Below are 24,828 nucleotides of genomic sequence, written 5' to 3' on the forward strand. Positions count from 1 at the left end.
TTAAGACCCGGCCCGGACGCCGGTCGGACCGGTTAACCTGCCTAGCTGTGGCAACCCTGCCCGTGATCGGGGACGACGGATGAGACGGCGGCTGGCGCTGCTGGTGATGGCGACCACCTGCCTGACCCTGGTCGCCTTCCTGGTGCCGCTGGCCCTGCTGGTGCGCACCGTCGCCGAGGACCGGGCCACCGTCCGGGCCACCGCCGATGTGCAGGGGCTGGTGCCGGTGGTCGGCACGGCCGACACCGCGACGATCCGGTTGACCGTGGAGCAGCTCACCGCCGAGTCGGGGCGGCCGGTCAGCGTATTCCTGCCCGACGGCACGGTGCTCGGCGCGCCGGAGCCGCGTACCGCCGCGGTGGCCCTCGCCGCGCGGGGCCAGAGCCTCACCGCGGAGCTCGACGGCGGTCGGGAGATCGTGATCGCCGTGCAGGGCCGGGCCGACGGCACCGGTGTGATCCGGACGGTGGTCCCCCGGTCCGACATCACCGCCGGGGTGGCCCGTGCCTGGCTGGTACTGGCCGCGCTCGGCATCGTGCTCGTGCTGCTCAGCCTCGCCGTCGCCGACCGGCTGGCCCGCACCCTGGTCCGGCCGATCACCGAACTCTCCTCGGTCTCGCACCGGCTGGCCAACGCCGAGCTCACCGCCCGCGCCCAGCCCGCCGGCCCACCGGAGCTGCGCGAGGTCGCCGGTGCGCTCAACCACCTGGCCGCCCGGATCCAGGTGCTGCTGCGCGAGGAACGGGAGCAGGTGGCGGACCTGTCACATCGACTGCGTACGCCGCTGACCGCGTTGCGGCTGGAGGCGGAGTCGCTGCGCGACCCGGACGACGCGGCCCGGGTGTCGTCGGCCGTGGACGCGCTGGAACGGGCGGTCACCGGCCTGATCCGGCAGGCACGCTGGCGCAGCCACCCGACCGACACCGGTCCCGGCGCGGTCGCCGCCGACGCCGCCACGATCGTGGGCGAACGGGTCGCCTTCTGGTCGGTGCTCGCCGAGGACACCGGCCGCACGGTCACCCTCGACCTCGCCACCGGGCCGCTGCCGGTCGGAGTGCCCGCCGACGAGCTGGCCGCCGCAGTGGACGCCCTGCTGGGCAACGTCTTCGCGCACACCCCGGACGGCACCGGGTTCACCGTCCGGCTGACCCGGGAGGCGACCGGCGCCACCCTGGTCGTCCGCGACGCCGGGCCGGGGATACCGGCCGGCCTGATCGAACGGGGTGCCAGCCGGGCCGGCTCGACCGGGCTCGGTCTGGACATCGCCCGTCGTGCCGCGCAGGCGAGCGGCGGCCGGCTCGACCTGGGTGCCGGTGCGGAGGGCGGCGCGGTGGTGACCCTGCGGCTCGGCCCGGCCTTAACCGGGGCTTAGCGTCGGCACAGCGCGCCGCTATCCACCGCCGGAGCAAGCTCACTGCAACAACCGAGACCTCCGGAGGTACGCATCATGAAGCGCACATCCCTGCTCCTGGCGGCCGTCGGCGGCGCCGCCGTCCTCGCCGTCACCGGCACGGCGCTCGGCGTGTCCGCCGCGGAACGGGCCCCTGCCCCCGCCCCCGTCGCCGAGACGACCGATCCCGCCCCGGTGGACCCGAGCGCTACCACCTCAACGCCCGGCACGCCGAGCGCCACCACCTCAACGCCCGGCACGCCGAGCGCCACCACCTCAACGCCCGGCACGCCGAGCGCCACCACCTCGACGCCCGGCACGCCCGCCTCGACGGGCAGCACCGCACCGGCCACCGACGACCCGGTCAGCCAGCAGCGGGCCGGTGAGATCGCCCTGGCCAAGGCCGGCGGGGGCCAGATCACCGAGATCGAGCGGGAGCAGGAGGAGGGCCGCCCGGTCTGGAGCGTGGAGATCATCAACGGCGACACCGAACACGAGGTCGAGGTCGACCGGGAAAGCGGCGCGATCGTCAAGTCCGAGCAGGAGAAGGCGGACCACGACGACAGGTCCGGCAGGGACGACGACGATGACGACTCGGACGACGGGGACGACGACTGACCCGGACCGTCGAGCCGGCCGCAGCGCGGCAGTGCGGTGAGTGCCCCGGCGGATTCCGCCGGGGCACGTCGCGGTCCGGTGGCCGGCACCGGCGGCCGGTCAGAAGGTGTGCAGCTCCACCGCGAGGCCGCCGGCACCGGAGTGGCTGACCGCGACCCAGTCCTTCCCGGCCCCGGCGAGCCAGCCCGGATAACGGCCGAGCTGACGACCCGTGCCCACCTCGTACACGACAACCTGCGGCCGGTCGTCCTCGGCCGCGCTGACCGCCACCAGCCCCGCGGTCACCGCCGACCGCCAGCTCGCCGACGTACCGGCCAGCGCCGGATCCGGCGCGGTCCACCGGGGTACGCCGGTGGCGAGATCGAGCAACGCCAGCGCACCCGTGTCGGCGGTGCCACGCACCAGCACCGACCGGTCGTCACCGTCGATCGGCACGCCGGCGGCGTCACCCTTCCACACCGTCCCGCCGGTGCGCAGGTCGACGAGTTGCGGTCGCTCGTCGGCGGTGACCGCGACGAGCCGGGTGCCGGTCCCGATCAGCGTCGGCCCGCTGCGGTGGTGGGCCAGCCGCTTGGCGCACTCGCCGTCCTCCCGGCGGCCGCTGTAGACCGCACCGGACCAGCCTTTGACACCGGTCGTCGCGTTGACGCTGGTGACGCTGACCGTGCAGCGCCGGTCACCCTTCGGAGGGTCGTTGTCGGTGCTCACCAGCAGGTCACCGGCGACGAAGCCGTACCAGGCCCGGTTCGGCAACCGCCCGGCCCCGGCCCGCCCGGTGGTCGGGGCGACGGGCGTGTAGGTGGCCGGTCGGGTCGGCGTGCTCAGCCGCACCACCACGTACCGGCCGGTGGCCGGCGCGTACGGCGTGCGCGCACCGAGGGTCACGTCGCTCACCCTGGCGAACCGGTCGGCGGGCAGCTTCCAGAGTTCGCGACCGTTCTGCACCTCCCGACCGGTGATCACGCAGGTCGCCGAGCTGCCGGTGCCGGCGCATTCCCTGGCGTAGACGGCCTCTTCGTGGACGACGACGTCCTGGCTCCCGTCCGCCCGCCACCGGGTGGCTCCGGTGGCCGCGTCGAGCACCTCCATGCCGCCGTCGTCGTTGTCACTGGCCACGATCGACCCACCGGCGATCACGTACTGGTAGCCCGTGGTGAACGGATGACGCCACCGGTCCTGCCCGGTGGCCCGGTCCACCGCCCGTAGTTCGCGCTCGTCGGGGACGATGACGAGCTGACCGCTCTCGCCGAGCTCTTGGTCGAGCCGGCGGACCGACACCGACCAGGCCGGCCGAGGTCCGTCCGGGGTGGCCGACGCGACGCCGTCGCGCAGGCTCTCCTGAGTCTGCTCGACCCGCGCGGACGGTCGTTCCGCCCGCTCTGCCCGCTCTGCCCGCTCCGCCCGGGGCGCGGTGCAGCCGGGGAGCCCGATGACCAGGCTCAGGGCGACAGCGACGGTGCGCCAACGGGCTGGTCGGTGCGACGGCGACAACGGGCTCTCCCTCGATCGACGGTCAGAGCCGCCACCATAGGACCCGCGCGCACTCTCGGCTGCGGCCGTCGAACAGTGGTGGCCGTTAGGGTTCGGCACATGCCGCAGCTCAGCAGTCGTGACACCGCCCTCGTCGCCGGAGCCCACGGGTGAGGGACTTCGCCGCCCTCCACCGCACCGGCGACCCGCTCGTCCTGCCGAACGTCTGGGATGTCGCCTCGGCCCGCCTCCTGGTCGACGCCGGTTTCCCGGCACTCGGCACGACCAGCCTCGGCGTCGCGGCCGCCAACGGCCTTCCCGACGGTGTCCACGCCGCCGACGCCCACACCCTGCGTCTCACCCAGAGCCTGGCGACACTTCCGGTCCACGTCACCGTCGACATCGAGACCGGCTCGGTCGACGCCGCGGTCGCGGTGGCCGCCGCCGGTGCCGTCGGCGTCAACATGGAGGACGCCATGGGCCCGGTCACCACACACGCGGCGTTGATCCGCTCGGTGAAGCGGGAGGTGCCGCACCTGTTCGTCAACGCCCGGACCGACACCCACTGGCAGCGCCCCGGCGACCTGGCCGAGACCCTGCACCGGATCCGGCGTTACACGGACGCCGGCGCCGACGCCGTGTTCGTCCCCGGCCTGGCCGGACCCGCCGACATCGCCGCCGTCGTGGCGGCGGTGGACGTACCGGTCAACGTCCTGTTCCTGCCCGGACGGCACACCGTCGCCACCCTCACCGACCTGGGCGTACGACGGATCAGCACCGGTTCCCTGCTCTTCCGCGCCGCCCTCGCCGCGACGGTGGAGGCGGCCCTGGCCGTCCGCGACGGCCGCCCGGTGCGCGCGGACCTGCCCTCCTACGCACAGGTAAACACCGGACCGCACCCGCGGTGACGCCAGCGCGGTGCCGGGGCCACCCGCATCCAGCGGCAACTGCGCGACGACTTCGACATTGACCCGAGCCCCGAACTGCACACCGCGTACCTGGAACTCCTGACCGACGAGTCCTCCGCCGGTTCGGACGTGCCCCGTCGCCGGCCCCCGGCCGCCGCTCTCTGCAGGAATGACGTGTCAGAGGGAACGGAGCAGGGCGAGGGTCTGCTTGAGTTCGTCCCGCAGCGCCTGCCCGGCCGCCTCGGCGTCTCTCTCCGCGATGGCGCCCACCAGCGCGGCGTGCCCCTCGTCGCCGTGGTTCGGGTCGTCGGCACGCAGGTCGAGCAGTTCCACCAGGTCGAGCAGCCGTTGTTGCAGCACCGGTACGAACTCGGTGAACAGGCCGGTGAGCACCGGGTTGTGCGCTGCGGCGACCACCTTCTCGTGCAGGGCGATGTCGGCTGCGACGAACTCGGCGTCGTCAGCGTTCGCGGCATCACGACGCCGGGTCAGGGCCTCGTGGAGGGCGACGACGTCGTCGTCGGTCCGGCGCAGCGCGGCCAACTGCGCGGCCTCCACCTCGACGAGCATCCGGACCTCGTAGACATCGGTGATGGCCGCCCGTCGGAGTTGGGTGGACCAGCTCTGGTGGGGCCTGGTCGCGATGACGAAGACACCGGATCCCTGACGCGCCTGCACCAGCCCTGCGCCGGCGAGGGCTCGCAGGGCCTCCCGGACGGTCGATCGCCCCACGCCGAGCGCCTTGGCCAGGGCGGTCTCGCCGGGGAGCTTCGTCCCCACCGCCCACTCACCGCCGGTGATCTGCTCGCGCAGGTGGTCGGTGGCCTGCTCGACAAGAGGGGACGGCCGCAAAGCACCTAGCGACATGTGTGGTCCACCCTTCTAAACCTATCAGGTTGTCTGAGGAGCTGAGTTGTTGCTATCTTACTCCTCATGCTGCTGTATGAGCTTCTTCTCCTCGGCTGCCGCTGCGGGGTCTGACACGACCGGCACCCCGCAGCGGGGCACCGCGTTGTGCCGGTCACCGGACAGCCGACCGAAAGAAGTTCCGCACGATGATCTCCCACTCTCAGGGCACGGTGTTCCCCACCCTGCGCACGCCCGCCGGCGACGTCCCCGAGGATGCGCCGCACTGGAATCCGCAGCGCCCGAGCGCGATGCCGCACCACCGTTACCAGCCCGCGCACGAACGGGTCGCCCTGCCCCTCACTGACCGGACCTGGCCCTCCCGGCGGATCGAGCGGGCCCCGCTGTGGGTGCCCGTCGACCTGCGCGACGGCAACCAGGCGCTGGCCGAGCCGATGGACACCGGACGCAAGCGCCGGATGTTCGATCTCCTGGTCGCCATGGGCTTCAAGGAGATCGAGGTAGGTTACCCCTCGGCCAGCCAGACCGACTTCGACTTCGTACGCCACCTGGCCGAGAGTGGCGTCGTCCCCGAGGACGTCACCGTCTCCGTGTTCACCGCGGCGCGCAGGGACCTGATCGACCGGACCGTCGCCTCCGTCGAAGGACTGCCCCGCACGCTCGTGCACCTCTACACCGCGACCGCGCCCACCTGGCGAGACGTGGTTCTCGGTCGCTCCCGGGCCGAAGTCCACGAGCTGATCCGGGACGCCGCCACCTACCTGATGCGTCGTGCCGAGGAGCGTCCGGGTGCCGACATCAGGTTCGAGTTCTCCCCGGAGGTCTTCAACCTCACGGAACCGGACTTCATCCTGGAGGTCTGCGACAGTCTGACCGAGCTCTGGGAGGCGAGCCCGGACCGGCCGGTGGTCCACAACCTGCCGGCGACGGTGGAGATCGCCACCCCCAACGTGTACGCGGACCAGATCGAGTACATGAACCGTCAGTTGGCACGCCGCGAGTCCGTGATCCTGTCGGTCCACCCGCACAACGACCGCGGCACCGGCGTCGCCTGCGCCGAACTCGCCGTCCTGGCCGGGGCGCAGCGGGTGGAAGGCTGCCTGTTCGGCAACGGCGAGCGCACCGGAAACGTCGACCTCGTCACCCTGGCCCTGAACCTGTACGCGCAGGGCGTGAACCCGATGGTCGACTTCTCCGACATCGACGCGGTGCGCGAGGTGGTGGAGTACTGCAACCGGCTGCCGGTCCACCCCCGTCACCCCTACGGAGGCGACCTCGTCCACACGGCCTTCTCCGGCACCCACCAGGACGCCATCGCCAAGGGCATGACTCACCACGCCAAGCAGGCCGCCCAGCTGGGCGTACCCGCCGGGGAGGCCCCGTGGGCGGTGCCGTACCTGCCCGTCGACCCGGGCGACATCGGCCGCACGTACGAGGAGGTCATCCGCATCAACTCCCAGTCCGGCAAGGGAGGCATCGCGCACCTTCTGCGCACTCACCACGGCCTGGACCTGCCCGAGGGCATGCGCCCGGACTTCTCCCGCACGGTGCAGCAGGTCACCGATGCCACCGGTCAGGAGCTCACCCACAAGGAACTGTTCGCGCTCTTCCGCACCACCTACCTCACCCCGGCCCTGGACGGCCCGCTCACCCTGGTCTCCTGGCACACCGCGGAGACCGCGCCCGGCGAGCACCAGTTCGTCTGCACGCTGCAGGTCGACGGGGAGGAGCGCTCCTGCCGGGGTACCGGCAACGGGCCGCTGTCCGCCCTCGCCGACGCCCTCGGTACCGTCGGCATCACCATCGACATCCTCGGCTACGCCGAGCACTCCACCACCACCGGACCGGGCAGCCCGGCCGTCGCCTACGCCCAGTGCCGGGTGGACGACGCCACCTGCTGGGGCGCCGGCTGGGACACGTCCGTCCTGAGCGCCTCGGTGCACGCGGTGATGGCCGCCGTCAACCGCTCCGGGCGGGCTTCCTCGTGAACGCTCCCCCGGTACTGCGCGTGACCGACGCGACTGTCGTCCGTGACGGCAATCCGATCCTGTACGGGGTGTCGCTGACGGTACGAGCCGGCGAGCACTGGGCGCTACTCGGCCCCAACGGGGCGGGCAAGAGCACGCTGCTCAGTCTCCTCGGAGCGCTCGCGCACCCCACCCATGGCACCGTCGAGGTGCTTGGCCACCGGTTGGGGCGGGTCGACATGCGCGAGTTGCGGTGCTACGTCGGCCACGTCAATCCGCGACACGAGCTTCGTTCGCCCCTCACGGTGCAGGACGTCGTGCTGACCGGGCTGACCAACACCATCGAACGCATTCCCCGCTGGCAGCCGACACCCGAGCAGATCGCGACGGCCGACCGTCTGATCGGCCTGCTCGGCCTCAGCGGGCGTCACGGGGCACGATGGCCGACCCTGTCGCAGGGGGAACGGGGCCGCGCGCTCATCGCCCGTGCGCTGATGCCCAGTCCACGGCTCCTGCTGCTCGACGAACCCGCGACCGGTCTGGACGTCGCCGGCCGGGAGCAGCTCACCGAACGGCTCGACACCCTGCAACACACCTACCCGGAGCTCGCGTCCGTCCTGGTCACCCACCACCTGGAGGAGCTTCCTCCCGGGACGACCCATGTGCTGCTGCTGCGGGACGGGTGCCGCCTGGCATCGGGGCCCGCCGACGAGGTCCTCACCAGCGACCAGGTCAGCACGTGCTTCGACCATCCCATCCGGCTCACTCGCGCGGAAGGACGGTGGAGCGTGAGAGCGCAGAACCCGGCCCGGCCACGCGTCGGATGAGGTGGTGCGCGCTCACCGGCGTGCGCCACCGCATGGTCCGGTGCCCACCGGACCCTCGACTTCGCACGCCCGGTCGCGGACGCCGTCCGCGCCCACGGAACACTGAGCCGCTTCGGGCCGCCGCTCAGCCCCGCCGGCCCGCCGACCGGCGCACGGCCCGCTCGTGCCGGTCGACCGCGCGGGCGTACGCGGTCGCGAGTAGCCGGTCGATCTCGGGCAGCAGCTGAGGGCCGGGCATGACGATGCTGCCGAAGCCGTACCGTGCGTAGCCGGGGTGGGGCACGAGGGTGTCCAGCCGGGCGAAGTCGAAGGCGTGCCGGTGTTCCTCGAAGGCCTTCGGGGGAAAGCCGAAGACCCTCTCGAACTCGGCGCGGCCCAGGTCGAGGTTGAGCCGGAAGACACCGGGCCGGTCGAGCTGGGAGGCCTCGTCGAAGCCGGGCACGTCGTGCGCGACGATGCTGGCGAACGGCTGTCGACGGTCCGGACCGACATAGAAGAACCGGTCGCCCCAGGACCCCTCGGGCGACCCGTTCTCCTCGCTCGCCACCAGCTGCTCGACGCCGGGCAGCGCGAGGATGCGATCGACGAGCACCGCCGCGTCGACACCGGTCGGGACGTGCAGCACCGCGTCGGCGTGGTCGATCGCGGCCCGGTCCAGCGGGTAGTAGCGGTGGTCGTGCGTCCTGCGCTCGGCCGCCGCTATCTCGGATGCGCGCACGTACCGGGGAAGGACGCTCTCCTGCTGGAGCCGGCCCTCGTAGGTCGACGCGGTGGGCGCCTCGATGCCGAGCGCGGGGCTCGCACCCAGGCTGCCGACGACCACCGCGTACCGGTCGTGGCGCAGCGCGGAGACGATCGCCCCGGCGCTCGCCCACGACACGTCCGTTCCGGCCACCGTCATCGTGATCGGATGACGTTGCAGGTGGGCGTTGTGCGCGAAGACCAGGGTGGGTCCTCGCTGCGCCTCGGCCGACCGGATCGCCAGCAGGTTCTCGGCCATCAGCCCGTCCCGGACCCCGGCCAGGCGGGCGAAGCGTTCCTCCCGCTCCGACGGTGCGGCGGCCGCGGCGTGGTAGCGCAGCACCGCGACGGCGGACGTGGCGTGCACGAACGCCGCCTGCCAGCCGACAGGTCGGCGGGGTGCCCGCAGGTACAACTCGGTCAGCAGGTCGTCGGCGAGCACCCGCAGACACCTGGCGTCGGTCGAGCGCCCGATCGACCTGCCGGGCTCCCAGACCGCGGCCGGGTCGCTCCACCGCGCCTCGTCGCCGACCAGGTCGTCGATCTCCGCTACCCGGTCGAGGCCGAGGAACTCACAGACCCGGGTGAGGTGGCGCCGTGGGCTCGGGGCGCCCTCGATCTCCAGCGGAGCGTCGAAGCCGTGGAACGTCAGCCGCTCGGCAGCCGGTCGTCCGGCGTTCCACTCGCGCATCCGGAGCAGCAGGTCGCGATTGGCCGGGGCGGACCCGAACCCGTGGCTGAACCCTTCGGCGAGCGCCCGGTCGAGCGTGACGGCGGCGCAACCCTGGACGAACCCGTCGGCGATCAGCCCGGCAGCCCGGTCGCTCTCCACCGCGATCGAGCGGTAGCCGTGCCCGGCCAGCGACAGGAACGCCTCGTTGCGGATCTGGAGGAAGGCTGACTCGCCATGCGTCGGCTCGCCGAGCGCGAGCAGGGTCGGCGGTACGGCGAACAGGTCGAGAAGGAAGCTCATTGCCTCAACCGTATCGTTGAATCTCCGATGGAGACCTACGAGCGACGGAGCACGGTGAGCGCCTCGAAACCCTCAAACCCAGGGGTACGCCGACCGGCCGACCTCGCGCGCCGTCACGGCCTCTCCGCGCAGTCCGTGCGCAACTACGAGCGGGACGGCGTCCTGCCCACGGCCCCCCGCGACCCGAACGGCTACCGGCGCTTCACCGAGGTGCACGCCAGGGCGCTGAGCGCCTATCTCGCACTGATCGCGGGCCACGGCCATGCTGCCGGCGGCGAGATCATGCGTGCGGTCAACCGGGGTGAGTTCGAGGCAGCCTGGCGCGCCATCGACCACAGCCACATCTTGCTGCAACGCGACCGGGAAACGCTGGACGCGGTCGAGGCGGCGGTCGCCGTCCTCACCGTTTCGCCACGGCAACCGCAGGGTCGCCGGGCCGTGCCGATCGGCGTGCTGGCGCACCGGCTCGGCGTACGACCCGCGACGTTGCGCAAGTGGGAGCGGGCCGGGATCCTGCAGCCGGCGCGCGATCCGACGACCCGTTACCGGGTCTACTCGCCGGACGACGTCCGCGACGCCGAACTCGCTCACCTGCTCCGCCGGGGCGGGTACCGGCTCGACCACATCGCCGGCGTGCTGCGTCGGGTACGCGAAGCCGGCGGCGCCGAACCGCTCGCCGCGTCACTGCGTCAGTGGCGTGAACGGCTCACCGAGCGTGGCCGGGCCATGCTCACCGGGGCCGCCCGGCTCGCCGACCACCTCGACGCCGACATCGGGTCCACCGCACGACCACAGTGAAATCTCGGACGACGGCCGCCGTCAGTAGACGAACGGCCAGCCGGCGTTGTCGTAGCCGAGCAGGTTGATGCCCAGCAACGACGCGCCGTTGTCGGCGTAGTAGTGGTAGACGAGCACCTCGGCGTCGGTGTCGGTGAACACCGCCTGATGCCCCGGTCCGTGGATGTTGCCGTGCCCGGCGAGCACCTGGGTGCCACCGCCGGCGGTCATCGCCACACCGTTGCGGTCGAGGTACGGCCCGGTGACCGAGGTGGACCGGCCCACCATGACCCGGTAGGTGCTCGCCGCGCCCTGGCAGCACCTGTCGAACGACACCCACAGGTAGTAGTAGCTGCCGTGCCGCACGATCACCGGGGCTTCGATCGCGCCTCCGTTGCGGCCCGCGATGCTGCGCACCGTCGTGTCGGAGCGCTTCCCGGTGGCCGGATTCAGCGCCACCATCTTGATGCCGGACCAGAACGACCCGAAGCTGAGCCACCACCTGCCGGAGGCGTCGACCACCAGGTTCGGATCGATCGCGTTGAAGTTGTCCGACGTCCGGGACTCGATCACCAGACCCTGGTTGGTCCAACTGCCGGAGGCACCGGTGGTGCTCGTGGCCAGGAAGATCGCCGACCGGTTCGACCCGAACGTCGAGGCCGAGTAGTACAGCCAGTACCGACCATCACGGTAGGACAGGTCCGGCGCCCACAGGTTGCTGCTGCCACCGGTGTACGTGGTGGTCCACGGCGCACCGTTGGGGAACACCGCACCTGCGTTACGGAACGCGGTCCGGTCACTGGAGGTCTTGAGGGCGATGTTGGCACCGGTGTGCGCCAACAGGTAACCACCACCCGGACGGACCACGATCGTCGGATCGTGCACCCCGACGTCCCCGGTGACCCGGCCCGGCCCCGGGTACGACCCAGGCGGTGTCGTGGGGGTCGCCGCCGCCCGGGGCGCGACGGTCGGCGCGGCGGCGGACGAAGACTGCGTTGCCGCGGCCGTGCCGGCGGCCGTCAGCACGACGGCCAGGGACAGCAGAGCCAGCCGGCGGAGGGTGGGCGATGCCGGTACGGCGGACGGTGAGGTGGTCACGACAGGTCCTCGGGTCGGGCGCCGGGCACCCGGTTGCGGGCCGTGGCGGCGCGACGTGGCACACGTTGCTCTGGTGCGTGGTGGAGCCGGCAGAGGGGTCCAGCGCCAATAGATTGACTAGCTTGGATGCTTTCGCTCGCCACGCTACCGAGCTCCCGTCGATGATCGCAAGCAGCGACACCGACGCTCGTCAATGTTGCAGAGCGGCACCAGACGTGTTGGAATGGCTCATATCGCCGCAGCACGGGGGCAACCGTGCTGAGAACGGCCAGTGCGGGAGCATCGCAGTGCCGGCAACGCGTCGCCTTCCGGCGGACGCCCGCCTGTCACATCGCCGGGCCATCCCCCGACGAGGGGCATCATGCCGGCGGGCGCCCCTCGCCCGCCACACGTATCCCCCCGGCCCGCGCGCCCGACGGCCCACGCGCCCGACACGCGGGGGCATCCGATCCCGCCCGCCAGCACACCGGAGCCGGCGACGAGGTGAGAGGCGACCATGGTTTCCCGAGAGAGATTCGCGCGGTGGTACCGCCACCGCCTGGCATGGGCGGCGGTGACCCTGTTGGCGGTGTCGGCCGGCACTGTCGTACTGGCCAACCGGGCCAGCACCGAGACGGAGCCGGCGGATCTGCAGGCGCAGATCGTGGCCCGGATGCGCACCACGCTCGAACAGGCGGACCCGGGGCAGCACCAGCACGCCGGACACAGCACCCAGCAGGGCGGCACCGAGGAGAAGCCGCCGGTGATCTGCGGGGTCCGCGTCTACGGCTACGAGCCGGCCGAGGCCACCACGCTCGCCGACGTGCAGAAGGTCTACGGCTTCCACCTCTGCGGAATCGCCGAACAGAAGCGCCCCTGGGACGTGGCGGTCAAGCTGGCCGGCCCCTTGATCATGGACATGTCCACCGACCCCCCGGGCATCCAGGTCGTCGAGGCTACGGCCGACGTCAGGTTCGTCGACCGGCTGCGGGAGATGTTCCCCGCCAGGTATGCGACGTTGGCGCAAGAGGAGGCGCTTGCCCCTTCGGAGCTGGCCGACCAGCGCCGCCGGTACGACGCCGCAGCCGGGCTGTGACCACGCCGGACGACCCGGCAGGCGTCACGACCCGCATTCGCCCGGCCGCCGGATCCCACCCGTGACGATGCCGCGGCTGCGCCCGGCCACGCACAGGCGTGTCGTGGATCCGGGCGATCCCGGACAGCTCGCTCCACATCCAACTAAATATTGATCATCGTTGATATTTCTAGCCATCGGTGCGACAGTGGATTCGGGAGCATTCGCCTCCCGATGTCCCGTACCGACGAATGGAGGATGAACAGTGCGTTCACACCAGTCCGACCAATCCGGCGGACGCCCCCGGTCAACCGCCCGCCGGTCCCTCCAGGCGCTCGTCCTGATGTTCGCCATGGTGGTCGGTACGCTGCCCGTGACCAGCCCAGCCCAGGCACATGGGACGATCATCAACCCGGCGACCCGGGCGTACCAGTGCTGGAAGACGTGGGGCAGCCAGCACACAAACCCGGCCATGCAGCAGCAGGACCCGATGTGTTGGCAGGCGTTCCAGGCCAACCCGGACACCATGTGGAACTGGATGAGCGCGCTGCGCGACGGCCTCGCCGGTCAGTACCAGTCCAGCACCCCGGACGGGCAGCTGTGCAGCAACGCGCTCTCCCGGAACGACTCACTGAACCAGCCCGGGGCGTGGAAGGCGACCACCGTCAACCGCAACCTCACGGTCCAGATGTACGACCAGGCCAGCCACGGCGCCGACTTCTTCCGGGTCTACGTCACCAAGCAGGGGTTCAACCCCGCCACGCAGAAGGTCGGGTGGGGCAACCTCGACCTGATCACCACGACCGGGCGTTACGCGCCGGCACAGAACATCTCGTTCAACGTCTCGATTCCCTCCTCGCGTACCGGAAACCACGTCATGTTCGTGATCTGGAAGGCGTCGCACGCGGACCAGACCTACATGTGGTGCAGTGACATCAAGATCGCCTGAACGGCGACCTGGCACCAGTCCGGCCCAGGGCGTCGACGTCCTGGGCCGGACGCTGAGTTCCCCCGCTTTGACGGGCGCTCGAACGGGTGACCGGGCTCTGCGGCAGTTGCCAGGTGCCGCCGCGGTCCTCCTTGGCGAAGCGTGCCACAAGGTCGGGGATGCGCGACGCGGTGGCCAGCCCGGCCCTCCAACCGCCCGCGTGTGGGACAGTGGTTCATGCCGTTGAGCGCCCATCACCTCAGAACGTCGATCGCCGTGTCCGACATACAGCGGGCGGTCGCGTTCTACGAAGGCAGACTGGGCCTGCCGGCGCTGCACTCCGGCCCCAGCGCCGACATCGCCGACGGCAGCCGCGTCTATGGTTCGGGTGGCGCGCCGGCACTGAATGTGTACCAGGCGGTCACGGCCGGAAAGACCCCGGCGACACTGGCGACATGGTATGTCGACGACATCGACCGGATCGTTGACGAACTCGTCTCCTCCGGCGTCGAGTTCATCCGTTACGACCAGTTGGAACACGACGCCAAGGGCATCACCGCTCGGGCAGGCGGTGGACGTATCGCCTGGTTCCAGGACCCGGACGGCAACACCTTCGCCCTCGAAACCGACGACTGACAGATCCGATCACGCCCGGGTCGCGACGCCATTGGCGTTAGACTCCCCGGCCATGGGACTCCTCACCTTCAGCCTCAACCTCACCCTGGACGGCTGCGTCGACCACCAGGAGGGGATCGCCGACGACGAGACGCACGCCTTCTTCACCCGTCTCATGGACGAGGGCGGGGCGATGCTGTGGGGTCGCGTCACCTACGAGATGATGGAGAGTTCCTGGCCGGCCGTCGCCCGCGGCGACCAGGAGGCGCCGCCGGCCATACGCGAGTGGGCGGCCAAGCTGGAGGCCAAACCCAAGTACGTCGTGTCGTCGACGCGCACGGACTTCCCGTGGACCAACAGCCACCACATCGCCGGCGATCTGCGCGAGGGCGTGCAGAAGCTCAAGGACGCGACCCCGGCCGGGGTCCTCCTCGGAAGCGGCAAGCTCGCGACCGAGCTCGACCGGCTGGACCTGATCGACGAGTACCGGATGCTCGTCCAGCCCAGGATCGCCGGCCACGGCCCGACCCTGTACCAGGGCGGGCTGCCCGGCACGCGCCGGCTCGAGTTGCTCTCGGCGGAGCCGTTCCGCAACGGCGTGGTGGCCGTACACTACCGCCGCGCGCGCTGAATCACGGGAGTCGACGCGTCGTCTCCGCGCCGGCCTGGTCGCGATGGTCTGATCCATCCCACGGTTGTGGATGGTGACCATCGCGACCCGGCCGTCGAGGTGAACAGTGCCCGGGACCGTCCCTACAGGCCCAGGCTGCGCAGGGTTGGCACGGTCCGCCCCACCCAGGCGAGACCGGCGTCTTCGCGGGCACCCTGGGTGCGTTGCGTGCCGGCCAGGAACCACAGGAAGTAGGTCGTGTAGCCGGGTGCGCTGACCACGGTGTGGTAGCCCTCGGGCATCATCTGCATCACGTGCTCGCGGATGGTGACGTTCTCCTCGTACCCGTCGTCGGTGTAGACCCGGCTGATACCGAACCCGTCCGCCGGGTTGACGCGGTAGTAGTACATCTCCTCGTGTGCGGCCTCGGCGGGCAGGTCGTCGACCCGGTGCCGGTGTGGCGGGTAGGTGCTCCAGTTGCCCGAGGGCGTGTAGGTCTCGCCGACGATGAGCCGGCGGGCGGGCAGGTCCGGTTGGGCGATCTCGGTGAGGATCTGGTGGTAGTTGCGGCCGAAGTTGGCTGCCCCCCAGCGGCCGGTCGCGACCTGCTCCGGCACGATGACATAGGGGTCGGTGGCCAGATCGCTGGGGGCGCTGGGGAGGGCGACCTCCACGTCGGTGACGGCCTCCACGGTGATCGAGGAACCGGCCGGGAGGTAGACCGAGTGCGGTTTGCCGGAGAACACGTCCGGCCGTCGGCCGACCTGCGGGAAGTGGTGGCCGGCGACGGTGAAGTCGGCGGTGCCACCGAGGATGACGGCCAGGATCTCCCGGTCACCGGACTCGCCGGTCCAGGACTCGCCGGCCGACAGCCGCAGCAGGGTGAAGTCCAACAGCCGACAGGGGTTGAAGGGCAGCGTGTTCCGGCCGACGGCGGCGGGAATGGCGCAGTGGTAGCGGTAGTCCATGGTCACCTTTCGTGGGATGCGGGGCAGTGCGGGTCGGTCGCGGCGATCACCAGGGGCTGGTCCAGCCGGGGATCGTGGCGCGGGTGAGGGCTTCCAGGTAGAAGTAGTCGCCCCACAGGGTTCCCTCGTCGACGCCGACACCCTTGGGTTTGTCGTAGACGCCGTGCAGGATCAGCGCGTTCGAGACCGGCTGGCCGCCGGTGGAGTAGTGGTCGATGAGCGACCGCAGGATCTCGGCGGCGGCTGTGCGGTACCGGTCGGCGCTGGCCGTGTCGGTGAGGTTGTCCGCGAGTTCGCGCAGGCCGCAGACGGCGATGGCCGCGGCGGAACTGTCCCGTTCCTGGCCGCTGCCGTCGCCGAACTCCAGGTCCCAGTAGGCGACGCGGTCGGCCGGCAGGTGGGCGAGGAAACGGTCGGCGCAGGCACTCGCGGCGACGAGCAGCGCCGGATCACCGATGTGCCGGTGGTTGAGGCTGAACCCGTAGATGCCCCAGGCCTGCCCACGGGCCCAGCAGGAGTTGTCGGCGTGGCCCTGTTCGGTTTCGCCGCGCAGTGGCACACCGCTGTCCGGGTCCCAGTAGAAGGTGTGGAAGGTGGTGCCGTCCGGGCGCAGGATGTGCTGGCGCAGTTGGGCGGTGTGCCGGCGGGCCGCGGCGGCGTAGCGGTCGTCGCCGGTGGTGTGGCTGGCCCAGAAGAGCAGCGGCGTGTTCATCAGGCTGTCGATGATGGTGCGGCCGCGTTGGCGTGGATCGTCGAGGTCGCCCCAGGCCTGGATGATCCCGGCGGGTTCGAGCACGCGCGTCATCAGGTGGTCGGCGGCGGCGAGCGCCGCGTCCCGGGCCTGCGGGTCACCGGTACGGCGGGCCGGGTTGACGCAGGCGAGGGTGTAGAGGAACCCGAGGTCGTGGGTGTCCAGGTCGATGCCGCCGTGCACCCGGTCCGCGAAGCTGTCGACATGTGCCAGGGCTGCCCGCAGCTGGTGTTCGTCGCCGGTCAGGTCGTGTGCCAGCCACAACATCCCGGGCCAGAAACTGGTCGTCCAGCCGACGTTGGCGCCCTCGGGCTGACCGGCGGTCGGTGGTCGCAGCGGGTAGCGGTTGGCGTCGGTGGTGTCCGCGGGGTACCGGTCGCCGAAGGTGGCGATGTTCGCGTCGACGGTACGTATCGCGGCGGCCACCGCAGCCGCCGTGGCCTCTGCGTCGGAGCTGGGACGGACGTCGGTCGCCGTCATGGATGCGGTTCTCCCTCGTGGTCGGGTCCGGTGCCGGGCAGGTGTGTCGTCGACGTCCCCGCTCGGTGGCCGGTACGCGGTGGTCAGGTGCGCTGGGCCGCGGTCGTCGACGGGTCGAGGACGGCCCGCAGGGTGAAGCGGCTGTTGGCCCAGACGACGTAGAGCAGCGGCGCGGCGGCGAGGCCGAGCGCGAGCGCGGGGCGAGCCGCCAGGAGCTGGACGAGCAGCGCGAGCACGAGCAGCGACGCGACGGTGAGGTACCACCGGCGCACCGCCAGATATCCGCAGGCACGGGCCACGTCGCGCAGCGGCGCGGTGGGTCGCTCGGCGACGGTCACCAACCCGAGCAGCGTGGTCGCCACGGTGAGGACGATCAGAGTCGCCAGTACCGGCAGGGCGAGTGCCCCGACCCGGTGGCCCCACGCGGCGCGGGCGTCGACGGCGAGCACGACCAGGGCCGCCATGGCTGCCGCCGTCCAGAGCATCGCCGGCCGGGCGGTGGCCCGCCAGGCGCGACCGTAGGTCCGCAGCACGCCGCCGGAGTCGCCGGCCGAGTAGGCGGACATGACCGCGAAGGCCGCACAGAGTCCGGGCGCGCAGAGCGGGGCGGTCAGCGCGTAGAGCGGCCAGGAGCGCGCCGCGTCGGTGGTGAACGCCAGGGTCACCAGGGGCAGGCAACCGAGCACCAGCAGCAGGTTGGTGACGAGCGCTACGTGGATCCCGTCGAAGACGGCGGCGATGGTGTGGTGGCGCGATCGCATCGGCCTCACCCCTTCAGTCCGGTCGTGGCGATGCCCTCGATGAAGTGGCGTTGGCCGAGCAGGAAGATGACCGCGACGGGCAGCACGGACAGCACGGAGCCGGTCATGATCAGCGCGTACTCGGCGTTGTACTGGGAGATGAAGGTGTTCAACCCCAACTGGACGGTGCGCAGTTCCGGACTGCGCAGGTAGATCAACGGGCCGAGGTAGTCGTTCCAGGTGGTCACGAACGTCAGCAGGGCCAGGCTGGCGAGCGCCGGCCGGGACAACGGCAGCATGATCCGTCGGTAGATGCCGAACTCGCTGAGCCCGTCGACCCGCGCCGACTCGCTGAGTTCCTCGGGGACCGTCTCGTAGAACTGCTTCATCAGGAACACGCCGAACGCGCCGAACGCCTGTAGCGCGACGATCGACCACAGGGTGTTCGACAGCTGCAGCTTCGACATGAGGATGAACTGCGGGATCATGTACGACTGCCAGGGCACCGCGATCGTCCCGACGTACGCCAGGAAGAGCAGGTTGCGGCCGGGGAAGCGGACCCGGGCGAAGCCGTAGGCGGCGAAGCTGCCGGTGAGGACCTGGAGGAAGGTGACGACCACCGACAGCAGCAGGGTGTTCCGCAGCCACGTCGTCAGGTCCGAGCGCTGCCAGATGTCGAGGTAGTTCCGCCACACCACGGGATCGGGCAGCCAGGTGATCGGGATGGTGAAGACGTCGTTGTTGGTCTTCAACGACGCCAGCACCATCCAGTAGAACGGCAGCAGCAGCCCGACCGCCGCGAGCACGAGGGCGGCGTACCCGAGGAGCCGCCAGCCCCGGAGCCTGACCCGTCGGGTGGGTTTCCCGGGATCGCCGGGCGGGGCGACGGCCGGTGGGGGCACGGAGAGGTCGGTCGCGGTCATCAGCTGTTCCCCCGCTTGTTGACCATGAACTGGATGACCGTGATGCCGAAGCAGATGGCGAACAGGACGATGGAGACCGCCGAGGCGTAGCCGAACTGGTTCTCCTCGAAGCCCTTCTGGTAGATGTACTGCGAGAGCACCAGTGTGGACTGGCCCGGCCCGCCGCCGGTCATCAGGAGGATGAGGTCGAAGACCTTGAAACTCTCGATGGTGAGCAGCACGGTGACGAAGAAGGTGGTGTGCCGCAGGCCGGGGATGGTCACGTGCACGAACCGCTGCCACGCCGAGGCGCCGTCGGTCTGGGCGGCCTCGTAGAGCTGGGCCGGGATGGTCTGCAGGCCGGCCAGGAACAGCAGCATGTAGTAGCCCATGTAGCGCCAGGTGCCGACGATGATGACCGCCGGCATCGACCAGGTGGACGACGTGGTCCAGCCCGGCGGGTCGTCCACCCCCACGGCGCGCAGGAGCGCGTTGACCGGCCCGTACTCCGGGCTGAACAGCTGGTTCCACACGATCGCGATCGCCACGATCGAGGTGACGTAGGGGAAGAAGGCGACGGTACGGAAGAACCGCACACCGCGCAGTTTGCGGTTGAGCAGCAGCGCAAGCCCGAGTGATGCCGCGAGGGTCAACGGAATGTGGAAGGCCGTGTAGTAGACGGTGTTGCGCAGTGCGGTCCAGAAGCTCGCGTCACCCCACATCCGCCGGAAGTTGGCGGTGCCGGTCCACTCGGCCACCCCGAAGACGTTCCAGCTGGTGAAGGCCACGTAGAACAGCACCGCGACGGGTAGCAGGGTGAGCACGGCGAAGCCGACGAAGTTGGGCAGGATGAACGACCAACCGGTGACCGTGTTGCGCCACACCAGACGCCGGTTCCTGGGTCGCGTGCGCGGCAGTGTTGCCATAGGGAGTCTCCGGGAGCGTTCGGCGTGGCGGCGGGTCCGGCATGCGGCAGAGACGCACGCCGGGCCCGCCGTGAGCTCACTGGTTGAGGACCTCGTTCTTGGCGCGGGTCTGCGCCTCGCTCAGCGCCGCGTCGACGCCCTTGCTGTCGGACAGGATCGCCGAGTGCGTCTCGTTGAGGAGATTCTGCAGGCCGGCGGTGTGCTTCGAGACGGGGTTCTCCGGCTTGATCGTGTGCTTGGCGTAGGCGAACTTCGACAGTTCGTCCTGCGGCACGCCGTCCAGCCCGAACAGCGTCGCGGTGACCGCGTCGGTGACCTGGGCCGGGGTGATGCCGATCCCGGCCAGCGCCTTGCCGGCATCCGGGCCGGCCGCGTACTGGAGGAAGGCCTTGGCCGCGGCGACCTTCGACTTACTGATCTTCGGGTTGATCCCCAGGCCGGTCGGGTCGCCGAAGGTGACGGGGGTGGCGGAGGTGCCGGTGGTGGACTTGTCGAACTGCGGCGCCGGGGCGATCCCCCACTGGAACGTGTCGGCGTCACCGCTCTTGCGCTGGTTGAGCAGCGTGGCCACGTACCAGGTGCCCATCGGCAGCATCGCCGACTGCTGCTTGCCGAACTGCGCCTGGTAGGTGAGCTTGTTGGTCTTCGCGGTGCCGAAGGTCGGCTGCGCGCCGGCCGCCTGCAGGTCCAGCGACCGCTCGTAGTACGGCTTCAGGTAGCCGAAGTCCCCGGAGAGCAGATCCGCGCCGGGGGTCTGGGCGAGCGCGAAACCCTGCACCGTCGACTGGAAGGTGTGCTGGTACGCGCCTGTCGCGTTCGAGCCGGCCGCCTTCAGCCCGGTGTGCAGCCGCTTCGTCGCGTCGGTGTAGTCGTCCCAGGTCCAACTGCCGTCCGGCGGCGCCACCTTCGCCTTCGCGAACAGGTCCTTGTTGTAGAACAGCACCCACGAGTCCTGCCGGTACGGCACCGCGTACGCCTTGCCGTCCACCTGGAACGACGCGAGCGCCGGGCCCGAGCCGAGACCGGAGGTGGCGTCGGAGACGTCGAGCAGCTGACCGCCGCTCTGGTACGTGTAGAAGTTCCTGAGGTTCTTCATCACGTAGACGTCCGGAGCGGTGCCGGCGGCCAGGTCAGTGATCATCTGGGTGTCGTAGTCGTTGCCCGGGGCGTACTCCTTGAGCTCCACCGTCACGTTCGGGTGGGTCGCCTTGAAGCCGTCGGCGAGCGTCTTGAACTCGGGCGTGGACGCCAGGCTCCAGCCGGCCAGGGTGATCGTCACGGGGGCGTCGGGGTCGACTGGCTCGTCTCCGCCGCCACAACCGGCGAGAACAAGCGTCAGGGCCGCCGCGGCGCTGATGACGGCAGGTATCGCGCGCTTCATCCCTTTCTCCTTCAGGTCAGGGGCCCAGCGGGGCCCGTACTGCTACCAGGCCGGGTGGGCCCGGCATGCTCGGTGTCCAGCCGGGTCGACGTGCGGATCCCGTCGGGCCAGTCGACTGCCAGGTGGAGGCCGTCGACGTCCTCGTCGGCCACGACCCGGCATGCCTGCCCGGCCGTGGCTGCCGGCACCGTGGACAGCTCGATGAGGGCGACGACCCATGTGCCCGGCCGGACGGGGTGGTCCAGCCAGGGCACCACCGGGTCGCCGGCCAGCGGCCCGCCGTGCGCAACGGCGGTGGCACCGGCCGTTCCGCCGCCGTGAACGCTGTCGAGCGTGCTGGTCAGGCCGGCCCCGGTCACGGCCGCCACCCGGTCGCCCAGGGTCACCGTCGCGTCCCCGGCAACGGCCCAGCCGCCGATCCGTAGCCGCAGCGCAGCCGCCTCGACACCGTCGGCGAGGTCGTCGACGCGGGTCAGCCGGAGCTCCCAGGGGCCGCGGACCAGCGAGTACACAGTGAGGTGCCCGGCCGGGCGGGACCGGCCCAGGCGGCCGCCGCCGTGATCACGCTGACCGGGATCCGGGTCGACCCAGTGGACGAGGGCACGTGATCCGGCCACTCCCACGCCGTCGGTGTCGACGTGCACGGTCAACAGGCGCATGCCGGCGCGGTGGGTGACCCGACCCGCGTCGTCGACGAGGGTGACGGACTGGTCGAGCGGACTGACCCAGCCGCTGGCGTCGAGGACCGGGCTGGTGGCGGTGGAGTAGCCCAGCCGGGCGTAGAGCGGGGAGTCTGCGACGGTGGCACCCTCGACGGCGTGGTCGGTGCCGTGGTTGACGACGCGGACGACCCCGTCGGCGCGGGTGCCGGAGACCAGCCAGCCGGGCGCCCGTATCGCCCGCACCGTGTCCCGCTCCTCGACCGGCAGCGGCTCCTCGGGGGTCGTCCAGACCGGATGGTCGGCGGGGAGCGCGATGCCGAGCAGACCTTTGCTGGCCCAGTACGGTGAGCCCGGCCCGGAGTACGACTGCGCCAGTCGCGGCCACGGCCCGTGCCAGCCGAGGGTGAGTAGGCCGCGTTCGTCCACGGCGCCGTGGGTGACGAAGTGGCGCACGATGCGGGTGGCCGCGCGCCGCAACTGGCCGAGGCTGACCGAGGACACGCCGGCGATGGCCCCGACCCAGAACGGCGCCGCCGCGGCGAAGCGGTAGATCAGGCTTCGTCCCTGGATCAACGGTGATCCGTCGGCGCCCACGAGCGCGACCGCGTCACTCAGGAAACGGTCGAGGCCGGCCAGGTCACGTTCGCGGCGCTGCTCGGCCAGGTCCGCGGCGCCGGCCATACGCGCCCAGAGCGTCGGGTACAGGTGCAGGGCCCAACCCACATAGTGGTCGTAGGCGCGGTCCGGACCGTCGGACATCCAGCCGTCCCCGCGGGCGAAACCGTCGTGCGTGCGCAGGTCCTCGGCCATCTCGTCGAGCGAGTGCGGCCCGCCGACCGAACGCAGGAACGTCTGTACGACCAGCCGGAACCAGACCCAGTTGATCCGTGGGTACGTGTCGTCGCCGACAGCCGGGCGCAGATAGTCCACCACCCGCTCCCGCACCGCGGACGGCAACCGGTCCCAGAGCCACGGCCGGGTCAGGTCCAGGACCAGGGCGATCGAGGCGGCCTCCACCTTCGCCTGGGGGTGCTCGTCCAAGCGCACCCAGCGGTCCGGAGAGCTCGGGTCGGTGCCGGCGGCGATGCCGGTCGCGTACCGGTCCACGAGCTCGTCCACGCCCACTCCCTGGGCGCCCGCGATGCGGAAGCCGGCCAGCAGGAAGGTGCGAGCGAACCCCTCCAGGCCGTCGACGGCCCGCCCGTAACCGCCCTCCGGCCCGGGAAGGGTGACGAGGGCGTGGCCGGGCGACGCGAACGGCCGGACGGCGGCGAGCATCCGGTCGGCGAGGGCCAGCCAGTCGTCCCGGTGCCAGGTCGCGGCGGTGGGGGCAGCGGGGTTCGCTCCCGGTGCCAGCCGGCCGGCCGGTCCGGACGTCATCCGAGGTCCTGTCGCATCAAGCCGTCTCCGTGGAAGGTGGCGAGCGGTGCGTTGCCCATGAATGTGACGTACGGACATCCGCCGGGTTTCCGAAGTAAAACGCTCACATCAGAGCAAGTCAATGCTCTTCTCAAACCCGTACGGACACAATCGATCGGGAGAGCACAGAACGCTACGCCGACCGACCAAGTGCTCTGATACGATCACAATCGCTCACAGTCGCTCTACCGTCCGAGGGGTCATGACCGCCGCAGACCGCTTCGCGGACCCGCTGGCTGCGGCGTGGCGCGATCACGACACGGAACTACCGGCACGGGTGCTCGCACTACCGGCACGGGTGCTCGCGTCGCCGTACGACGACGGCGGGGACCTCGACCCGGACCAGGCGACCTCACCGCCCCACATCCACCCGCTCGTCGCCGGCCGGCCGGCGAACCCGTCCGCACCCGGCAAGAAACTCACGCCGCACCAAGCGTTCCCCGGAGGTCCCCCATGACCAAGGACAGTCCTGTCGTCGCCACGGCGGAGGGATCCCGAGGGCCGCTTCAGGTCGCCCGCCGCCAGCAACTGTTGGCCGCCCTGCAACGGGACGGCGCGATGCGCATCTCCGACCTGTCCCACGTGCTGGGCGCCGCGCCGGTCACCATCCGGCGTGACGTTGCAGACCTGGCCGCCGAGGGTCTGGTTCGCCGCGTCCACGGTGGGGTCGCCCTGATCCTGCCGGACGACGCCGCGGCAGCAGACGAGGCACCGGTCGCCGGCCTGGACCCGCTGGTCGGACGCGCCCTCGGCATGCTCGTGCCCTCGTTGGACTACTACTGGCCGGACGTGGCTCGCGGCGTCGAGGGAGCAGCCCGCGAGCTCGACATGCGCGTGGTCCTGCGCGGCTCCTCCTACGACACCGAGGACGACCAGCCGCAACTGGCCCGTCTCGTGGAGCGGATGGGCGTCGACGCGCTCATCATCGCGCCGAGCATGGACGCGCCGAGCGCCGAGCGCACCATCGAGTGGCTCGCCCAGGTCGGCGTCCCGGTCGTGCTGCTGGAACGCACTGCCACGGTAGGCAGCCACCACGCGGTCATGGAGTCGGTGGTCACCGACCACGCACTCGGTGCGGCCATGGCGGTACGCCACCTGACCTCGCTCGGACACCGCAAGGTCGGTCTGGTGCTCGACGCCAACAGCCCCACCAGCCAGCACATCCGGCGCGGCTGGCGCGACGCCACGACCGAGTGCGGCCTCGACTCGGACGCGACAGTGGTGGCCGTGGTGCCCGACGCACGCTCACCGGAGCGGGACACCGTACTCAACGACGTCCTCGACAGGTGCCAGGCGACCGGGACGACGGCTCTGCTGGTGCACGCCGACGCCGAAGCCGTCGCCCTGGTGCAGCACTGCGAGGAGCGGCAGCTCTCCGTTCCCGGCGACCTCTCCATCGTGGCGTACGACGACGAGGTCGCCGGGCTCTTCAGCCCGCCGCTGACCGCCGTCCGACCGCCTCGACGCTCGATCGGACGGGCCGCCGTGCGGCTCGTCGCCGACCGGCTCGTCGACCCCGGCCGCCCCACCCACCGGATCGTCATCAGCCCGTCACTGCGGATCCGGGAATCGACAGCGCCGCCTCCCGCCTAGGTGCTCTTCCGTCCTGGATCGCCACCCGAGTCCAAGCCCCGGACCCTCGAACGAACCGGCCGTCCGCATCTGCCGGAATGGCTTTCCGGACGTATTCCGTCACCGGGTCGGGAATCCGCACCCCGAAACCCCCACGGCGGATGAACCTGCCGTACCGTCCAAG

23 protein-coding genes are annotated in these 24,828 nt (G+C 71.0%); 12 read left to right on the plus strand and 11 right to left on the minus strand.

Translation table 11 applies throughout. The features are described from left to right. Window positions 1-79 precede the first annotated feature (79 nt). Both AC0AIB_RS05280 and AC0AIB_RS05285 read left to right on the plus strand, forming a co-directional pair. Window positions 80-1,372 (plus strand): sensor histidine kinase, encoded by a 1,293-nt coding sequence (locus AC0AIB_RS05280; protein ID WP_465096134.1) that lies wholly within the window; start codon window positions 80-82, stop codon window positions 1,370-1,372. A 75-nt stretch (window positions 1,373-1,447) separates the two neighbouring features. Continuing rightward, window positions 1,448-2,008, plus strand: a complete 561-nt coding sequence (locus tag AC0AIB_RS05285; RefSeq protein ID WP_465096135.1) for a PepSY domain-containing protein — start codon at window positions 1,448-1,450, stop codon at window positions 2,006-2,008. A 99-nt stretch (window positions 2,009-2,107) separates the two neighbouring features. On the opposite strand, the gene AC0AIB_RS05290 is transcribed toward AC0AIB_RS05285, so the two are convergent. Then, entirely contained in the window at window positions 2,108-3,499 is a 1,392-nt protein-coding gene (locus AC0AIB_RS05290; protein WP_465096136.1) for an outer membrane protein assembly factor BamB family protein, read from the minus strand. A gap of 149 nt (window positions 3,500-3,648) precedes the next feature. Here AC0AIB_RS05290 and AC0AIB_RS05295 point away from each other — a divergent pair, with 149 nt between their 5' ends. Further along, the gene (locus AC0AIB_RS05295) at window positions 3,649-4,386 is read left to right on the plus strand and encodes an isocitrate lyase/PEP mutase family protein (protein ID WP_465096137.1); all 738 of its coding nucleotides are present in this window, start codon (window positions 3,649-3,651) and stop codon (window positions 4,384-4,386) included. 177 nt (window positions 4,387-4,563) lie between these two features. Here the strand turns inward: AC0AIB_RS05295 and AC0AIB_RS05300 are convergent, their stop codons facing one another. Beyond that, window positions 4,564-5,253 carry a FadR/GntR family transcriptional regulator gene (locus tag AC0AIB_RS05300; RefSeq protein ID WP_328348178.1) on the minus strand — a complete coding sequence of 230 codons (690 nt, stop codon included), beginning with the start codon at window positions 5,251-5,253 and terminating at the stop codon, window positions 4,564-4,566. 290 nt (window positions 5,254-5,543) lie between these two features. On the opposite strand from AC0AIB_RS05300, the gene leuA reads away from it, so the two are divergent. Next, on the plus strand, window positions 5,544-7,241 hold the full coding sequence (gene leuA / locus AC0AIB_RS05305) for a 2-isopropylmalate synthase (protein ID WP_328348831.1): 1,698 nt from the start codon (window positions 5,544-5,546) through the stop codon (window positions 7,239-7,241). 20 nt (window positions 7,242-7,261) lie between these two features. Continuing rightward, complete coding sequence (locus tag AC0AIB_RS05310) at window positions 7,262-8,047, plus strand: ABC transporter ATP-binding protein (protein WP_465096138.1); 786 nt, start codon at window positions 7,262-7,264, stop codon at window positions 8,045-8,047. 124 nt (window positions 8,048-8,171) lie between these two features. Here the strand turns inward: AC0AIB_RS05310 and AC0AIB_RS05315 are convergent, their stop codons facing one another. Beyond that, window positions 8,172-9,761: a DUF6194 family protein gene (locus tag AC0AIB_RS05315; protein ID WP_328348182.1), complete on the minus strand. Its 1,590-nt coding sequence runs from the start codon at window positions 9,759-9,761 to the stop codon at window positions 8,172-8,174. 27 nt (window positions 9,762-9,788) lie between these two features. Here AC0AIB_RS05315 and AC0AIB_RS05320 point away from each other — a divergent pair, with 27 nt between their 5' ends. Continuing rightward, window positions 9,789-10,559 carry a TioE family transcriptional regulator gene (locus tag AC0AIB_RS05320; protein ID WP_465096139.1) on the plus strand — a complete coding sequence of 257 codons (771 nt, stop codon included), beginning with the start codon at window positions 9,789-9,791 and terminating at the stop codon, window positions 10,557-10,559. Window positions 10,560-10,580: 21 nt separating this feature from the next. Here the strand turns inward: AC0AIB_RS05320 and AC0AIB_RS05325 are convergent, their stop codons facing one another. Next, window positions 10,581-11,636 carry an arabinan endo-1,5-alpha-L-arabinosidase gene (locus tag AC0AIB_RS05325; RefSeq protein ID WP_328348186.1) on the minus strand — a complete coding sequence of 352 codons (1,056 nt, stop codon included), beginning with the start codon at window positions 11,634-11,636 and terminating at the stop codon, window positions 10,581-10,583. Window positions 11,637-12,132: 496 nt separating this feature from the next. Here AC0AIB_RS05325 and AC0AIB_RS05330 point away from each other — a divergent pair, with 496 nt between their 5' ends. The 4 genes from AC0AIB_RS05330 to AC0AIB_RS05345 all read left to right on the plus strand — a co-directional run bounded on the left by AC0AIB_RS05330 (window position 12,133) and on the right by AC0AIB_RS05345 (window position 14,864). Continuing rightward, complete coding sequence (locus AC0AIB_RS05330) at window positions 12,133-12,711, plus strand: hypothetical protein (protein WP_465096140.1); 579 nt, start codon at window positions 12,133-12,135, stop codon at window positions 12,709-12,711. 244 nt (window positions 12,712-12,955) lie between these two features. Beyond that, window positions 12,956-13,639 carry a lytic polysaccharide monooxygenase auxiliary activity family 9 protein gene (locus AC0AIB_RS05335; protein WP_465096141.1) on the plus strand — a complete coding sequence of 228 codons (684 nt, stop codon included), beginning with the start codon at window positions 12,956-12,958 and terminating at the stop codon, window positions 13,637-13,639. A 216-nt stretch (window positions 13,640-13,855) separates the two neighbouring features. Beyond that, window positions 13,856-14,254 (plus strand): VOC family protein, encoded by a 399-nt coding sequence (locus AC0AIB_RS05340; protein WP_328348191.1) that lies wholly within the window; start codon window positions 13,856-13,858, stop codon window positions 14,252-14,254. Window positions 14,255-14,306: 52 nt separating this feature from the next. Next, the gene (locus AC0AIB_RS05345; RefSeq protein WP_328348193.1) at window positions 14,307-14,864 is read left to right on the plus strand and encodes a dihydrofolate reductase family protein; all 558 of its coding nucleotides are present in this window, start codon (window positions 14,307-14,309) and stop codon (window positions 14,862-14,864) included. A 122-nt stretch (window positions 14,865-14,986) separates the two neighbouring features. Here the strand turns inward: AC0AIB_RS05345 and iolB are convergent, their stop codons facing one another. The 7 genes from iolB to AC0AIB_RS05380 all read right to left on the minus strand — a co-directional run bounded on the left by iolB (window position 14,987) and on the right by AC0AIB_RS05380 (window position 23,033). Beyond that, on the minus strand, window positions 14,987-15,811 hold the full coding sequence (iolB, locus tag AC0AIB_RS05350) for a 5-deoxy-glucuronate isomerase (protein ID WP_465096160.1): 825 nt from the start codon (window positions 15,809-15,811) through the stop codon (window positions 14,987-14,989). A 46-nt stretch (window positions 15,812-15,857) separates the two neighbouring features. Continuing rightward, window positions 15,858-17,042, minus strand: coding sequence for a glycoside hydrolase family 88 protein (locus AC0AIB_RS05355; protein ID WP_465096142.1), 1,185 nt, complete (start codon window positions 17,040-17,042; stop codon window positions 15,858-15,860). A gap of 83 nt (window positions 17,043-17,125) precedes the next feature. Then, window positions 17,126-17,803 (minus strand): hypothetical protein, encoded by a 678-nt coding sequence (locus AC0AIB_RS05360; protein WP_465096143.1) that lies wholly within the window; start codon window positions 17,801-17,803, stop codon window positions 17,126-17,128. A 5-nt stretch (window positions 17,804-17,808) separates the two neighbouring features. Then, on the minus strand, window positions 17,809-18,705 hold the full coding sequence (locus tag AC0AIB_RS05365) for a carbohydrate ABC transporter permease (RefSeq protein ID WP_465096144.1): 897 nt from the start codon (window positions 18,703-18,705) through the stop codon (window positions 17,809-17,811). Next, complete coding sequence (locus tag AC0AIB_RS05370; protein WP_328348203.1) at window positions 18,705-19,568, minus strand: carbohydrate ABC transporter permease; 864 nt, start codon at window positions 19,566-19,568, stop codon at window positions 18,705-18,707. The genes AC0AIB_RS05365 and AC0AIB_RS05370 overlap by 1 nt, the downstream gene beginning before the upstream one ends. A 118-nt stretch (window positions 19,569-19,686) precedes the next feature. After that, window positions 19,687-20,991: an ABC transporter substrate-binding protein gene (locus AC0AIB_RS05375; RefSeq protein WP_328348205.1), complete on the minus strand. Its 1,305-nt coding sequence runs from the start codon at window positions 20,989-20,991 to the stop codon at window positions 19,687-19,689. Window positions 20,992-21,002: 11 nt separating this feature from the next. After that, entirely contained in the window at window positions 21,003-23,033 is a 2,031-nt protein-coding gene (locus AC0AIB_RS05380) for a DUF2264 domain-containing protein (protein ID WP_465096145.1), read from the minus strand. Between the two features lie 241 nt (window positions 23,034-23,274). Here AC0AIB_RS05380 and AC0AIB_RS05385 point away from each other — a divergent pair, with 241 nt between their 5' ends. Continuing rightward, a complete protein-coding gene (locus AC0AIB_RS05385; protein WP_465096146.1) occupies window positions 23,275-23,529 on the plus strand; it encodes a hypothetical protein in 255 nt (84 codons plus the stop codon). Then, window positions 23,526-24,665 carry a substrate-binding domain-containing protein gene (locus AC0AIB_RS05390; RefSeq protein WP_328348211.1) on the plus strand — a complete coding sequence of 380 codons (1,140 nt, stop codon included), beginning with the start codon at window positions 23,526-23,528 and terminating at the stop codon, window positions 24,663-24,665. The genes AC0AIB_RS05385 and AC0AIB_RS05390 overlap by 4 nt, the downstream gene beginning before the upstream one ends. The last annotated feature ends 163 nt before the right edge of the window (window positions 24,666-24,828 follow it).

Source organism: Micromonospora sp. DSM 43699 (genome assembly GCF_055517075.1).

Excerpts from the sequence above, each read along its gene's own strand:
- AC0AIB_RS05280 (WP_465096134.1), top strand. The coding sequence starts at position 80 with ATGAGACGGCGGCTGGCGCTGCTGGTGATGGCGACCACCTGCCTGACC.
- AC0AIB_RS05285 (WP_465096135.1), top strand. The coding sequence starts at position 1,448 with ATGAAGCGCACATCCCTGCTCCTGGCGGCCGTCGGCGGCGCCGCCGTC.
- AC0AIB_RS05300 (WP_328348178.1), bottom strand. The coding sequence starts at position 5,253 with ATGTCGCTAGGTGCTTTGCGGCCGTCCCCTCTTGTCGAGCAGGCCACC.
- leuA (WP_328348831.1), top strand. The coding sequence starts at position 5,544 with ATGCCGCACCACCGTTACCAGCCCGCGCACGAACGGGTCGCCCTGCCC.
- AC0AIB_RS05315 (WP_328348182.1), bottom strand. The coding sequence starts at position 9,761 with ATGAGCTTCCTTCTCGACCTGTTCGCCGTACCGCCGACCCTGCTCGCG.
- AC0AIB_RS05320 (WP_465096139.1), top strand. The coding sequence starts at position 9,789 with ATGGAGACCTACGAGCGACGGAGCACGGTGAGCGCCTCGAAACCCTCA.
- AC0AIB_RS05330 (WP_465096140.1), top strand. The coding sequence starts at position 12,133 with ATGGTTTCCCGAGAGAGATTCGCGCGGTGGTACCGCCACCGCCTGGCA.
- AC0AIB_RS05340 (WP_328348191.1), top strand. The coding sequence starts at position 13,856 with ATGCCGTTGAGCGCCCATCACCTCAGAACGTCGATCGCCGTGTCCGAC.
- AC0AIB_RS05345 (WP_328348193.1), top strand. The coding sequence starts at position 14,307 with ATGGGACTCCTCACCTTCAGCCTCAACCTCACCCTGGACGGCTGCGTC.
- iolB (WP_465096160.1), bottom strand. The coding sequence starts at position 15,811 with ATGGACTACCGCTACCACTGCGCCATTCCCGCCGCCGTCGGCCGGAAC.
- AC0AIB_RS05355 (WP_465096142.1), bottom strand. The coding sequence starts at position 17,042 with ATGACGGCGACCGACGTCCGTCCCAGCTCCGACGCAGAGGCCACGGCG.
- AC0AIB_RS05360 (WP_465096143.1), bottom strand. The coding sequence starts at position 17,803 with ATGCGATCGCGCCACCACACCATCGCCGCCGTCTTCGACGGGATCCAC.
- AC0AIB_RS05365 (WP_465096144.1), bottom strand. The coding sequence starts at position 18,705 with ATGACCGCGACCGACCTCTCCGTGCCCCCACCGGCCGTCGCCCCGCCC.
- AC0AIB_RS05375 (WP_328348205.1), bottom strand. The coding sequence starts at position 20,991 with ATGAAGCGCGCGATACCTGCCGTCATCAGCGCCGCGGCGGCCCTGACG.
- AC0AIB_RS05380 (WP_465096145.1), bottom strand. The coding sequence starts at position 23,033 with ATGACGTCCGGACCGGCCGGCCGGCTGGCACCGGGAGCGAACCCCGCT.
- AC0AIB_RS05385 (WP_465096146.1), top strand. The coding sequence starts at position 23,275 with ATGACCGCCGCAGACCGCTTCGCGGACCCGCTGGCTGCGGCGTGGCGC.
- AC0AIB_RS05390 (WP_328348211.1), top strand. The coding sequence starts at position 23,526 with ATGACCAAGGACAGTCCTGTCGTCGCCACGGCGGAGGGATCCCGAGGG.